Origin of the sequence: Nonomuraea sp. NPDC050202 (assembly GCF_040656115.1) — a bacterium.
Classification (GTDB): domain Bacteria; phylum Actinomycetota; class Actinomycetes; order Streptosporangiales; family Streptosporangiaceae; genus Nonomuraea.
The window spans coordinates 129,617-141,856 of record NZ_JBFALF010000007.1 but is presented as its reverse complement, the minus strand read 5'-3'; the positions used below and the strand labels follow the sequence as shown (position 1 = coordinate 141,856).

The window sequence follows — 12,240 nt, the reverse complement described above, 5'->3', positions numbered from 1 at the left end:
GCGAAGCCAGGACAACGGCGTCCTGGCGGAGCTCGGCAAGGGGGCACGACAGTGAGGGGAGAGGCCCGTTCGTACGCCGCGGCCCGCAAGGAGCGGACCACGGACACCGATCGCTGGCTCAAGGATCTCTTCCGCACGGCGAGCGACGGCGACCACGTCTCACTGGTCGCCGTCGGGAGCCTGGGAAGGGGGGAGCTGGCGCCCGGCAGCGACCTCGACCTGGTGCTGCTTCACAACGGCCGGGCCGACGTGGCCAGGATCGCCGACCGGATCTGGTACCCGATCTGGGACTCGGCGGTCAGCCTCGACCACTCCGTACGCACGGTGGAAGAGGCGGTCTCCGTCGCCCGGCAGGATCTCAAGGCCGTGCTGGGCCTCATCCAGGCCAGGCACGTGGCCGGCGACCCCGACCTGACCAGGAAGGCCAGGGAGGCGGTGCTGGCCGAATGGCGCGCCGACTCCCGGCGCAGGCTCGGCGAGCTGCGCGAGGCGGCCGACAAGCGGGCCCAGACCAGCGGCGAGCTGGCCTTCCTCCTGGAGCCCGACCTCAGGGACGGCCGCGGCGGGCTCCGCGACGTGCAGGCGATGCAGGCCGTGGCCGCCGCCTGGGTCGCCTCGGCGCCGGGGCCGCGGGCGCGGGAGGCGTACGAGTTCATCCTGGACGTGCGGCACGCGCTGCACGTCGTCACCGCCCGCGGCACCGACCGGCTGGTGCTGCAGGAGCAGGACGCGGTGGCCGGGCTGCTCGGCCTGCTGGACGCCGAGGCCCTGATGCGCAGGCTGGCCGAGGCCGGCCGGACCATCTCCCACGCCTTCGACGCCACCTGGCGCACCGTTGACAGGCTGGTGTCAGGGCCCGCCCCGCGGGGCCGCCGCCCGCTGGCCGACGGCGTGGTCGAGCACGGCGGCGAGGTGGTGCTCGCCCGCGGGGTCGACCCGCGCAAGGACCCGGTCCTGGTGCTGCGTGCCGCCGCCGCGGCGGCCGACTCCGGGCTGCCGCTCGCGCCTGCCACGGTGTCCGTCCTGGCAGCTCAGTCGCCGCCGATGCCGGTGCCGTGGCCGGAGGAGGCGCGTGACGCGCTGGTGTCGATCCTCGGCGCCGGGCGTGCCGCCGTGCCCGTGTGGGAGGAGCTCGACCAGGCGGGCATCCTTGTCAAGCTGCTCCCTGACTGGGAGCGCGTGCGCCACCGCCCGCAGCGCAACCCGATCCACCGCTTCACGGTCGACCGTCACCTGATCGAGGCCGCCGCGAACGCCGCCAGCCACACCCGCGAGGTCTCCCGTCCCGACCTCCTGCTCATCGGAGCTCTGCTGCACGACGTGGGCAAGGGCTGGCCGGGCGACCATTCGGCGACCGGCGAGGTCGTCGTGCGCGACATCGCCACCCGGATCGGCCTGCCGCCGCACGACGTCGAGACGCTGGCCACCGTCGTACGCCACCACCTGCTGCTGCCCGAGACCGCCACGCGCAGGGACCTCGACGACCCCGTGACGATCGAGAAGGTCGCCGCGACCGTCGGCTCGCGGGAGGTGCTCGACCTGCTGGCCGCGCTGGCGGTCGCCGACGGCAACGCGACCGGCCCCGCGGCCTGGAACAGCTGGAAGGCCGGCCTGGTCGCCGACCTGGTGCGCCGGGTCAGGTCAGTGCTGGCGGGCTCGCCGCCGCCCAAGCCGCCCACGCTCTCGTCCGAGCAGGCCGCGCTGGCCCGCCACGGCGGCGGCGCCGTGCGCGTGAACGGGGGAGCGGTCACGGTCGTCGCGCCCGACCGGGTGGGCCTGCTGTGGAGCGCGGCCGGCGTGCTGTCGGCGCACCGGCTCGTCGTGCGCTCCGCCTCGTCCGCCTCCGCCGGCTCGACGGCGGTGATCGAGTTCTCGGTCATCCCCGAGTACGGGTCTCCGCCCGACCCCGCGACGCTGGAGTCCGACCTGCGCCTGGTCCTTGCTGGACGTCTTGACATCGAACAACGGCTGGCCCGCCGTAGCCGGTCGGTGCGGCCGCCTCGCGTACCCGTGGCGCCACCTCGGGTGACACTGGTCGACGACGCCTCCGCGACCGCCACTGTGGTGGAAGTCAGGGCCCATGACAGGCCAGGGCTCCTGTGGCGGATCGGACGGGCGTTCGGCGAGTGCGGTCTTGACGTGAGAGCCGCTCGCGTAGAGACTCTCGGCGCGGAGGCGGTGGACGTCTTCTATGTTGTGGACCGCGCTGGTCGCCCCCTCAGCGACGAAGCGCAGAGGGCTCAAGTCCGCGATCAAGTCCTTGCCGCACTGCGATAACCAACAGCACACAACTACCGGTCACGTTTGTAACGATTGTGTCCGATATGACTGTTAAGTCAGTTGCTGCGGATACTTTGTGGACGGCTTATGACCCGTTGCGGACGGGACGAATGAGGGGTAGCGGGAGCGGTGACTACGGGGAATTCGGGCGGTGGCCCAGCCGTGCGGCAGGACCGCGGCAAGCGGTCGCTGTCGCGGCTAGGCCTGAGAAACTGGCGCGTGAGGTGGCGTCTCACGGCGCTCATCCTGGTGCCCACCATCGCCGCCGTCGTGCTCGGGGGAACACGAGTGGTGGAGTCGGTCCAGAGCATCGACGTCTACGACCGCACCGCCACGGCGGCGGAGCAGGCAGGCCGCATCCGGGACCTCGTGCAGGCACTCGGCCTGGAGCGTGACACCGGAGGCTGGATCGGCGCCAACCGCGCGATGCGCAAGCAGCTCGCCGCCGACTACACGCAGCGCAAGGCCGCCGTCGACACGCTGGTCAAGGCCGTACGCGCCGACCTCGACGCCATGGACGACTCCTACGGCCCGCGCGTGGTCAGAGCCGCCTCCCAGGCGAGGTACGACCTGAGCCGCCTGTCGAAGATCAGGACCGAGGGTCAGACCGAGACCATCCGGTACAACTTCCTCACCGACACCCTGCTCAACCTGCACGACGAGCTTGCCCTGCTGACGGACGACTCCCAGATCGTCGGCCAGTTCCGCGCCCTGAGCGCGCTGGCGTCGGCCAAGGAGGAGATGTCGCGCCAGCGCGTCCAGCTCATCCAGAACTCCTACAACCCCAACAGCGCGGACGCCAAGGACGTCGAGCAGTTCATCGCCTCCAACGCCCGCCAGCAGGCCGACATCGCCTCCGTCGGCGCCGAGGCCGGCGTCGACGTGGGCCTGAAGCTGTCCAAGGGGCTGACCTCCAAGCAGGAGTACGTCAGCGTCCAGCTCACCAAGGCCCGCGCGGTCGCGCTGGTCAGCGGCCGGGCGCCCGGCGCCCGCATCACCGACAACCTCATCTCCGCCAGGGCGGAACGCGAGGACTGGTTCACCAACAACACCGCCTCCATCGAGGTGCTGCAGGGCATCGAGAAGGACCTGGCGGGACGGGTGAGCCTGCGCAGCCAGGAGCTGCGCTCCGCCGAGACCCGCAACGCGATCATCGCGGGGTCCCTGATCGTGGCGCTGCTGATCGTCGTCCTGCTCCTCACCGTCGCCATCGCCCGCTCCATGGTCGGCCCGCTGCGCCGGCTGCGTACGGAGGCGCTGGAGGTCGCCGGCTTCCGGCTGCCCGACGTGGTGCGCCAGCTGCGCGTCAGCGGCGACACGAGCGTGCGCGACGTGGCGCCCATCGAGGTCGAGGGCAACGACGAGATCGGCGACGTGGCCCGGGCCTTCGATCAGGTGCACCGGCAGGCCGTACGCCTGGCGGGCGAGGAGGCCGAGCTGCGCAGCAACATCAGCTCGATGTTCGTCAACCTCTCGCGCCGCACGCAGACGCTGGTCGAGCGGCAGATCTCGCTGATCGACGGCCTGGAGAAGGGCGAGGAGGACGGCCGCAGGCTGGCCGACCTGTTCAAGCTGGACCACCTGGCCACCCGCATGCGCCGCAACTCCGAGAACCTCCTGGTCCTGGCCGGCCACGAGGCCACCCGCCGGCGCAGCCAGCCGGCCAAGCTGGTCGACGTCGTGCGCGCCGCGCTGTCGGAGGTCGAGGGTTACGAGCGCGTCCAGGTGAAGGTGCACCGCGCCACGTCCGTGCTCGGCAGCTGCGCCAACGACCTGGTCCACCTGGTCGCCGAGCTGGTCGAGAACGCCATCCAGTTCTCCCCGAGCAACTCCCAGGTCACGGTCACCAGCGCGCTCATCGAGGGCGGCGGCGCGCTGCTGTCGGTCAGCGACACCGGCATCAGCATGACCGAGGACGAGCTGGCCGAGGCCAACCGCCGCCTGGCCGAGCCGCCCGTGGTCGACGTGTCGGTCTCCCGGCGCATGGGCCTGTTCGTGGTCGGCCGCCTGGCGCTGCGCCACGGTATCCGGGTGCAGCTGCGCAAGGGCGAGGGCGCCGGCCTGATCGCCATGGTGCTGCTGCCGCCCGCGCTGATCGCCGACGGGACGCAGCAGCCGCTGCCGCAGCGGCCGGCGTTCGGCGGCGGCACCGTGCCCAGCCAGCCCGCGGCGCCTCTCGGGCCGTCCGCGCCGAACGGGTCGTTCCGGTCGTTCGCCAGCTTCGACTCCTTCGACGCGGGACCTGCCAGGCAGGGACCGCCGGAGAACGGCAGGCCGCGGCACGCCGGACCGCCTTCGGACGGGCCCGGCACCTTCGGCAGCGGCGCGCCGGCACAGGGCTCCGGCACGTTCGGCAGCGGCGCGCCGGCACAGGGCTCCGGCACGTTCGGCAGCGGCGCGCCCGCACAGGGCTCCGGCACGTTCGGCAGTGACGCGCCCGGCCAGGGCGCGGGCACGTTCGGCGGCAGCACGCCAGGCCAGGGCACGGGCGCCTTCTCCAGCGAGGCCTTCAACAGCGGCGCCTTCAACAGTGGCGCGTTCGACAGCGGCCCCGCCAGGCGCGAACCGCGCTCGTACGACAGCACGCCCGGCATGCCCCGGCCGGGGCAGTTCAACTCCGACCCCGGCAGAGCGGGCGTCAACGGCTTCACCGCGGACACCGACGGCGGCTCCTACCGCAGGCAGCCCGCCGCGCAGGACCCCGGTTCCTACCCTTCGTTCCCGAGCGCGCCTTCCTACCCCTCTGGTAATGGTGCGTTCCAGACGCCGCCCCCGGCGTACCCAACGAACGACGTACGGCAGCCGGATCCGGCGCCGTCGGTGGACGTGTCGCCCCTGGAGCAGGAGCAGGAGGAGTTCCTGCCGATCTTCGCCTCGGTGGAGTCGGCATGGTTCCGCAGGCCACAGGGCGAGGCCGGGCAGCAGCGGGCGGGCGCGGGGGAACCTGGTGGTGAGTCCGGCCCCGCGCAAGCCGTACCCTCTGGGGAGGAAGCCTGGCGAACGGCCGCGGATGCCGGATGGCAGGCGGCGGCCAAAGCCAGCGAGCCCAGCCTCGGCGGCATCACCGCCGCCGGGCTCCCCAAGCGGACCCCGAAGGCCAACCTGGTGCCGGGCACGGCGAGCCAGCCCGCGCAGCCGCAACAGCAGCCGCAGCGGCAGGCGCCGATGCCCCCGGTCTCAGCGGACCGGATGCGCAGCAGGATGGCCAGCTACCAGCAGGGTGTCCGACGGGGTCGTCAGGAAGTACGTGGACAGGAGGAACGAAGTGAGTAAGCGTCCCGCCGGGGAGGATGCGTGACAACCCTTAGCCACGAGGCGCACAGGTTCGACTGGCTGATCACCGACTTCGTACGTAACACGCCCGGAGTCGCGCATGCCGTCGTGGTCTCGGCGGACGGGCTCTGCCTGGCCGCGTCGGAGGGTTTCCCTCCGGACCGGGCCGACCAGCTCGCCGCGGTCTCCGCGGGTCTGCTGAGCCTGACCGTGGGTGCGTCCAGGGTGTTCGAGGGCGGTGCGGTGACGCAGACCGTCGTGGAGATGCAGCGCGGCCTGCTGCTGGTCATGGCGATCAGCGACGGCTCCGTGCTGACGGTTCTGGCGGGTCCGGATTGTGACATGGGCCTGGTGGCGTATCAGATGACGTTGCTGGTAGACAGGGCTGGACAGGCGCTCACGCCGGCCCTGCGCGCGGAGCTGCAGGCCGCCAGGACCCGGTGATGTGATGGAACTGATGGGAGAGGGCCGTGTACGGCGCTGACGGAACCGGGGACGAAGAGCCCCTGTTCCGTCCTTACGCGGTGACGGGCGGCAGATCGGAGCCGCGCTATCACCTCGCGATGGAGACGTTGATCTCGTCGATGTCGATCCCGGACGACGAGATGGCCATGCTCACCCCCGAGCAGGAGGCCATCATGCAGCTTTGCAGGTCGTTCCGGTCGGTCGCCGAGATCTCGGCCCTGCTCCGCGTCCCGCTGGGCGTGGCCAGGGTGCTCGTGGCGGACATGTCCGACGAAGGGCTCGTCCGTCTGCACCAGCCACGCCTCAGCCAGGGACAGCCAGACCTCAACATGCTCGAAAGGGTGCTCAGTGGACTACGCAGGCTCTAGCGCCGGGCTCACGTCGACGAAGATCGTCGTCGCCGGTGGCTTCGGCGTCGGGAAGACGACGTTCGTGGGGGCGGTGTCCGAGATCCTCCCGCTCACCACGGAAGCGGTCATGACCGACGCGTCCGCGGGCATCGACGACCTCGGTCTGACTCCGCACAAGCAGACCACGACCGTGGCGATGGACTTCGGCAGGCTGTCGCTCGACCGTGACCTGATCCTGTACCTGTTCGGCACGCCCGGTCAGCACCGGTTCTGGTTCATGTGGGACGACCTGGTGCGGGGGGCGATCGGCGCGGTGGTGCTGCTCGACACCCGCCGCCTGGCCGACAGCTTCCCGGCGATCGACTACTTCGAAGAGGCCAAGCTGCCGTTCGTCATCGGGGTGAACGGCTGGGACGGGCAGTTCCCGCACTCCGACGACGAGGTCAGGGAGGCGCTCGCGCTGTCGCCGCACGTGCCGATCGTGCGTACGGACGCCCGTAACCGCGAGTCGGTCAAGTCGACGCTGATCTCGCTGGTCGAGCACGTCGTACGCCTGCGCGCCACCGCCGTCCACTAGCTCGCCGCCCAGGGCGCCTCCTTCAGGGAGTCGAGCACCGCTGCTCCTCCTCGTAGGCGAAGCGGGCCTCCAGCTCCGCGGCGATGCGGCGATGCGGCCGAGCGTCGCCGGGTCGGGGGCTGCTCGCCCGCGCGCGGGCAGCGTCAGGCCGAGGAGTCCTTGCGGCGCCTGCCGACCAGGGCCTCGATGCCGTCGAGCACGCGCTGCAGCCCGAACTCGAAGGCGTGCTCCGGGCTGTAGGCGGCGTTGAGCGCCTCGCCCGCCGCCTGCCCGACGCGGGAGGCCGTGGGGTAGCGGGCGGCGTCGGCGATCCGGCTGAGGAAGGGCGCGTGCGCGGCCCACCACTGCTCGTCGCTGAGCCCCGTCATGCGCTCCGCCTGCGCGGCCTCCACCGCGCCCCTGGCGGTGCCGTGCACGAAACCGGTGATCAGCGTGATCACCGAGTCCATCTCCAGGTCCGACAGGCCGATGCCGTCGACCGCACGCAGCTCGTAGTCGTACTTGGCCGTGACGTTGGGCCCGAGCACCGGCCGGTTGGCCGCCACCTGCAGCAGCCACGGATGGCGCAGGTAGAGCGCCCAGTTCTCCCTGGCGATCTGCTCCAGCCTGCCCCGCCAGCCGCCCGGCACGTCGTCCGGCCTGGCGGTCTCGCCGTAGACCGCGTCGAGCATCACGTCGAACAGCTCCGGCTTGCCCGGCACGTACGTGTAGAGCGACATCGTCCCGACCCCGAGCCGCTCGGCCACGCGGCGCATGGACAGCGCCTGCAACCCTTCGGCGTCGGCCACCTCGATGGCGGCGCGCACGATGCGGTCCACGCTCAGCTCCGGCTTGCCCTTGCGGCTGGCGCGCTCGCTGGTGCGCCAGAGCAGCGCGAGGCTGCGGGCGGGGTCGCCCTTCCCCGAGTACTCAACTGTCACCCTTGTACGGTACACCGTACGGTTGCCATCGTGTCTCGTATTCTGTACGGTACGGCGTACGATTCGAGAGGGTGACACCATGACAGCGGTACTCGCGCAGGGACTGCGCAAGACGTACGGCGAGCAGGCGGCGCTGGACGGCATCGATCTGGACGTGCGCCGCGGCACGGTCCACGGCCTGCTCGGCCCCAACGGGGCGGGCAAGACGACGACCGTGCGCATCCTGACCACGCTGCTGCGGCCGTCGGGCGGGCGCGCGGAGGTGGCCGGGTTCGACGTGACCACCCAGCCCCGCCAGGTGCGCCGCACCATCGGCCTGGTCGGCCAGCACGCGGCGGTGGACGAGCTGCTGACAGGGCGGCAGAACCTGGAGCTGTTCGGCCGCCTCTACCACCTGAGCGCGGCCGAGGCCCGCGCGCGGGCGGCCGAGCTGCTGGAGCAGTTCGGCCTGGAGCACAAGGGGCCGGCCAAGGAGTACTCGGGAGGCATGCGCCGCCGGCTCGACCTGGCGGCCGGCCTGATCCTGGCGCCGCCCGTGCTCTTCCTCGACGAGCCGACGACGGGCCTCGACCCGCGCAGCCGGGCGGAGATCTGGCGCGCGGTGCGCGAGCTGGTCTCCGGCGGCACCACGGTGCTGCTGACCACCCAGTACCTGGAGGAGGCCGACCAGCTCGCGGACCGCATCTCGGTGATCGACGCCGGCCGGGTGGTGGCCGAGGGCACCCCGGACGAGCTCAAGGCCAAGCTCGGCGGCGACCGGCTCGACGTGGTCGTCCACGACCCGGAGCTGCTGACGACGGCCGCCGAGATCATCGGCCGGGTTGCGTCGGGGCCCGCCGAGGTCGATCGCGACACCCGGCACGTGAGCGCGCCGGTGAGCGAGCGCGTGCAGGCGCTCACGGAGGTCCTGGCCGCCCTGGCGGCGGCCGGGATCGAGGCCGAGGACGTGGCGGTGCGCCGCCCGACCCTCGACGAAGTCTTCCTCAACCTGACCGATGCCGGAGGTGGCTCCCGATGACTGCGGTGACCTTGACGGAAGGCCCGCTCACGCGGCTGCGCTGGGCGCTGGCGGACGGCTGGACGGTCGCCCGCCGCGACCTGATCCACTGGGCGAACCAGCCCATGACGGTGGTGTTCGGGATCGTCTTCCCCATCATCATCACCCTCGCTTTCGGCTACCTGTTCGGCGGCGCGGTACGGGTGCCCGAAGGCGCGGACTACTTCGCCTTCCTCATGCCCGGCATGTACGGCATGACGATGCTGTTCGGCCTGAGCGCCACCATGGTCGCCGTCACCACCGACGCCTCCAAGGGCGTCACCGACCGCTTCCGCTCCATGCCCATGGCCCCGTCGGCCGTCCTCATCGGCCGCGCGATCGCCGACCTGCTCAACTCGGTCCTCGTCCTGGCCGGCCTGCTGGCCTGCGGCCTGGCGGTCGGCTGGCGCCCGGCCACGCTCTCCGGCGCGCTGGGCGCGGTGGGCCTGCTGCTGCTCCTGCGCTTCTCCCTGCTGTGGGCCGGGATCTACCTGGGCCTGCTGACCAGGGACCCGGGCGGCGTGGTGGCGATCCAGACGCTGGAGTTCCCGATCGGCTTCCTGTCCAACGCCTTCGTGGCACCCTCCACCATGCCGGGCTGGCTGGGGGCGCTGTCGGAGTGGAACCCGCTGTCGTCCACGGTGGCGGCGGCCAGGGAGCTGTTCGGGAACCCGGGGTGGGGCGGTGACTCGTGGGTGGCCCAGCACGCGGTCCTGATGGCGGTGGTGTGGCCGGCGGTGCTCACGGTCGTGTTCTTCGTGCTCTCGGTACGGCTCTACCAGCGCCTGGACCGCTGAGCGGGTCACCGGTGCCGGTAGAACTCCACCGGCTCAGGAGGCAGCGGGGTGTTGCCGAGGATGAGGTCGGCGGACTTCTCGGCGAGCATCATGACCGGCGCGTAGATGTTGCCGTTCGTCACGTACGGCATCGCCGACGCGTCCACCACGCGCAGCCCGTCGAGGCCGTGCACCCGCATCGTGTCCGGATCCACCACGGCCATCTCGCCGGTGCCCATCTTGCAGGTGCACGACGGGTGGAGTGCGGTCTCGCCGTCCCTGGCGACCCAGGCCAGGATCTCCTCGTCCGTCTGGACCGACGGGCCGGGTGAGAGCTCACCCCCGTCCAGGCCGGCCCACGCCGGCTGCGACAGGATCCGCCTGGCGTGCCTGATCGCCTCCACCCACTCCCGGCGGTCCTGCTCGGTGGACAGGTAGTTGAAGCGGAGCGCGGGCTTGCGGCGCGGGTCGGCGGAGGTGACGCGGACCGAGCCGCGGGCGTCGGAGTACATCGGCCCGATGTGCACCTGGTAGCCGTGCCCGCCCGCCGGGGCGGAGCCGTCGTAGCGGACGGCGATCGGCAGGAAGTGGAACATCAGGTTCGGGTACGCCACGTCGTCGTTGGAGCGGATGAAGCCCCCGGCCTCGAAGTGGTTGGTGGCACCCGGGCCGCGGCGCAGGAAGAGCCAGTTCGCGCCGATGAAGGGGCGGCGCCACATCGCCAGGGAGGGCTGCTGGGAGACCGGCCGCGTGCAGGCGTGCTGGACGTAGACCTCCAGGTGGTCCTGGAGGTTCTCGCCGACGCCCGGCAGGTCGTGCACGACGTCGATGCCCAGGGGCTCCAGGAGCGCGCGCGGGCCCACGCCGGAGAGCTGGAGGAGTTGCGGGGTGTTGATGGCGCCGCCGCAGAGGATGACCTCCCTGGCGTCGATGCGCCGGCCGTCGCAGATCACGCCGACCGCGCGGGCGCCGTCGAAGAGCACCTTCTCCACCAAGGCCCGGGTCCTGACCTTCAGGTTGGGGCGGCGGCGTACGGGGTGGAGGTAGGCGCGGGCGGCGCTGAGGCGGCGGCCGCGGTGGATGGTGCGGTCGAAGGCGGCGAAGCCCTCCTGGCGGTAGCCGTTGACGTCGTCGGTCAGCGGGTGACCGGCCTGCTGGACCGCCTCGAAGAACGCCTCGAACAGCGGCCCGCGCGCGGGCCCGCGCTCCAGCTTGAGCGGTCCTTCGCCGCCGCGGAAGGCCGTGCCCGGGTCGGCCAGGCAGTTCTCCATGCGCTTGAAGTAGGGCAGGCAGTGCGCGTAGTCCCAGTGCTTCATGCCGGGATCGGCGGCCCAGCGCTCGTAGTCGAGCGGGTTGCCGCGCTGGAAGATCATGCCGTTGATGCTGCTGGAGCCGCCCAGGACCTTGCCGCGGGCGTGGTAGACGCGCCGGCCGTCCATGTGCGGCTCGGGCTCCGACTCGTACTTCCAGTCGTAGAACCGGCTGCCGATCGGGAACATCAGCGCCGCCGGCATGTGGATGAACACGTCCCACGGGTAGTCGGGCCGGCCCGCCTCCAGCACCAGCACCGACGTCGAAGGATCGGCGCTCAGCCGGTTGGCCAGGGCACAGCCGGCCGAGCCGCCGCCCACGATGACGAAGTCGAACCTCAACGGGGGATCCAGTCCTTCCACACGATCTTGTTCTCCGCCACCCACCGCTCGGCGGCGTCCTCGGCGCTCATCTTCTCGTTGATCATGTCGCTGGCCACGGCGTTCTGGTCGTCGTTGGTCCAGTTGAAGTTGCGCACCAGCTCGTACGCCTGCCCGCCCCGCTCCGCGAACCGCCGGCTGACGATCTTGTCCAGCAGGTACGGCGGGTAGTCGCAGGCCACCTCGGCCGGATCGTCGTCGCAGCCCACGGCGTAGGCCGGGAGCGCCACCTTGACGAGCCTGACCTTGGTGAACAGCCATTGCGGTTCGTAGAAATACATGAGCAGCGGTGTCCGATTCTTCGTCGCCGCCTGGGCCGCTTTGATCAGCGCGGCCTCGCTGCCCGAGTAGACGACCTTGTAATTGAGCTTGAGGTTCTTGACGAGAGCTTCGTCATTCGTCACGAATGTCGGATCCCCGTCCAGGACCTGTCCAGCATTTCCGGTTTTTTCGGTCCGGAAGAGAGGGGCGTACTTATTGAGGTTTCGGTAGTCCGTAATGTCGGGGTACTTTTTGGCCATCCACTCCGGCACGTACCAGCCGATCACCCCTTTGTTGCCGGTGAGCCCGGCCGACAGCGCCACCTTCTTCTCTTCGATGTACTCCTTCTTCCAGTCGTTGTGACCCCAGCTTTCGACGATCACATCGACCTTGCCGGTCTCGAAATCCCGCCAGGACTGGTCCTCTTTCACGGCCCGCTTGTTGACCTTGTAGCCCAGCTCGTGCTCCAGCAGGTACGCCAGCACGGCGGCCTGGGCCTCGTACCCGACCCAGGCGTGGATGTCGATGTTGACCGTGCCCTTGGCCTGGGCCGTGGACTCCGGCTCCCCGCTGGAGCAGGCCGCCAGGAGCAGGGTCACCACGAGCATCCC

The 12,240-nt window shown here is 71.1% G+C and carries 10 protein-coding genes; 7 read left to right on the top strand and 3 right to left on the bottom strand.

Annotated elements, in window-relative coordinates; translation table 11 throughout:
* The first annotated feature begins 51 nt into the window (after nucleotides 1-51).
* The 5 genes from AB0I79_RS21675 (at nucleotide 52) to AB0I79_RS21655 (ending at nucleotide 6,945) form a co-directional block, all read left to right on the top strand.
* Complete coding sequence (locus tag AB0I79_RS21675) at nucleotides 52-2,277, top strand: [protein-PII] uridylyltransferase (RefSeq protein ID WP_357875558.1); 2,226 nt, start codon at nucleotides 52-54, stop codon at nucleotides 2,275-2,277.
* A 222-nt stretch (nucleotides 2,278-2,499) separates the two neighbouring features.
* Nucleotides 2,500-5,553, top strand: a complete 3,054-nt coding sequence (locus AB0I79_RS21670; protein ID WP_357875556.1) for a nitrate- and nitrite sensing domain-containing protein — start codon at nucleotides 2,500-2,502, stop codon at nucleotides 5,551-5,553.
* Between the two features lie 21 nt (nucleotides 5,554-5,574).
* Nucleotides 5,575-5,997: a roadblock/LC7 domain-containing protein gene (locus AB0I79_RS21665; protein ID WP_043616017.1), complete on the top strand. Its 423-nt coding sequence runs from the start codon at nucleotides 5,575-5,577 to the stop codon at nucleotides 5,995-5,997.
* A gap of 26 nt (nucleotides 5,998-6,023) precedes the next feature.
* A complete protein-coding gene (locus AB0I79_RS21660) occupies nucleotides 6,024-6,386 on the top strand; it encodes a DUF742 domain-containing protein (protein WP_148435086.1) in 363 nt (120 codons plus the stop codon).
* The gene (locus AB0I79_RS21655; RefSeq protein WP_357875554.1) at nucleotides 6,367-6,945 is read left to right on the top strand and encodes an ATP/GTP-binding protein; all 579 of its coding nucleotides are present in this window, start codon (nucleotides 6,367-6,369) and stop codon (nucleotides 6,943-6,945) included. Before AB0I79_RS21660 ends, AB0I79_RS21655 begins: the two co-directional genes overlap by 20 nt.
* A gap of 143 nt (nucleotides 6,946-7,088) precedes the next feature.
* Here the strand turns inward: AB0I79_RS21655 and AB0I79_RS21650 are convergent, their stop codons facing one another.
* Nucleotides 7,089-7,865 carry a TetR/AcrR family transcriptional regulator gene (locus AB0I79_RS21650; protein ID WP_357875552.1) on the bottom strand — a complete coding sequence of 259 codons (777 nt, stop codon included), beginning with the start codon at nucleotides 7,863-7,865 and terminating at the stop codon, nucleotides 7,089-7,091.
* A 79-nt stretch (nucleotides 7,866-7,944) separates the two neighbouring features.
* On the opposite strand from AB0I79_RS21650, the gene AB0I79_RS21645 reads away from it, so the two are divergent.
* Complete coding sequence (locus AB0I79_RS21645; protein ID WP_357875550.1) at nucleotides 7,945-8,883, top strand: ATP-binding cassette domain-containing protein; 939 nt, start codon at nucleotides 7,945-7,947, stop codon at nucleotides 8,881-8,883.
* Nucleotides 8,880-9,698 carry an ABC transporter permease gene (locus AB0I79_RS21640; RefSeq protein WP_357875548.1) on the top strand — a complete coding sequence of 273 codons (819 nt, stop codon included), beginning with the start codon at nucleotides 8,880-8,882 and terminating at the stop codon, nucleotides 9,696-9,698. Before AB0I79_RS21645 ends, AB0I79_RS21640 begins: the two co-directional genes overlap by 4 nt.
* Nucleotides 9,699-9,703: 5 nt before the next feature.
* Here AB0I79_RS21640 and betA read toward each other — a convergent pair whose 3' ends face one another.
* Together betA and AB0I79_RS21630 are read right to left on the bottom strand one after the other, a co-directional pair.
* On the bottom strand, nucleotides 9,704-11,329 hold the full coding sequence (gene betA / locus AB0I79_RS21635; RefSeq protein WP_357875546.1) for a choline dehydrogenase: 1,626 nt from the start codon (nucleotides 11,327-11,329) through the stop codon (nucleotides 9,704-9,706).
* Nucleotides 11,326-12,237, bottom strand: a complete 912-nt coding sequence (locus AB0I79_RS21630) for an ABC transporter substrate-binding protein (protein ID WP_357875544.1) — start codon at nucleotides 12,235-12,237, stop codon at nucleotides 11,326-11,328. The genes betA and AB0I79_RS21630 overlap by 4 nt, the downstream gene beginning before the upstream one ends.
* Between the last annotated feature and the right edge of the window lie 3 nt (nucleotides 12,238-12,240).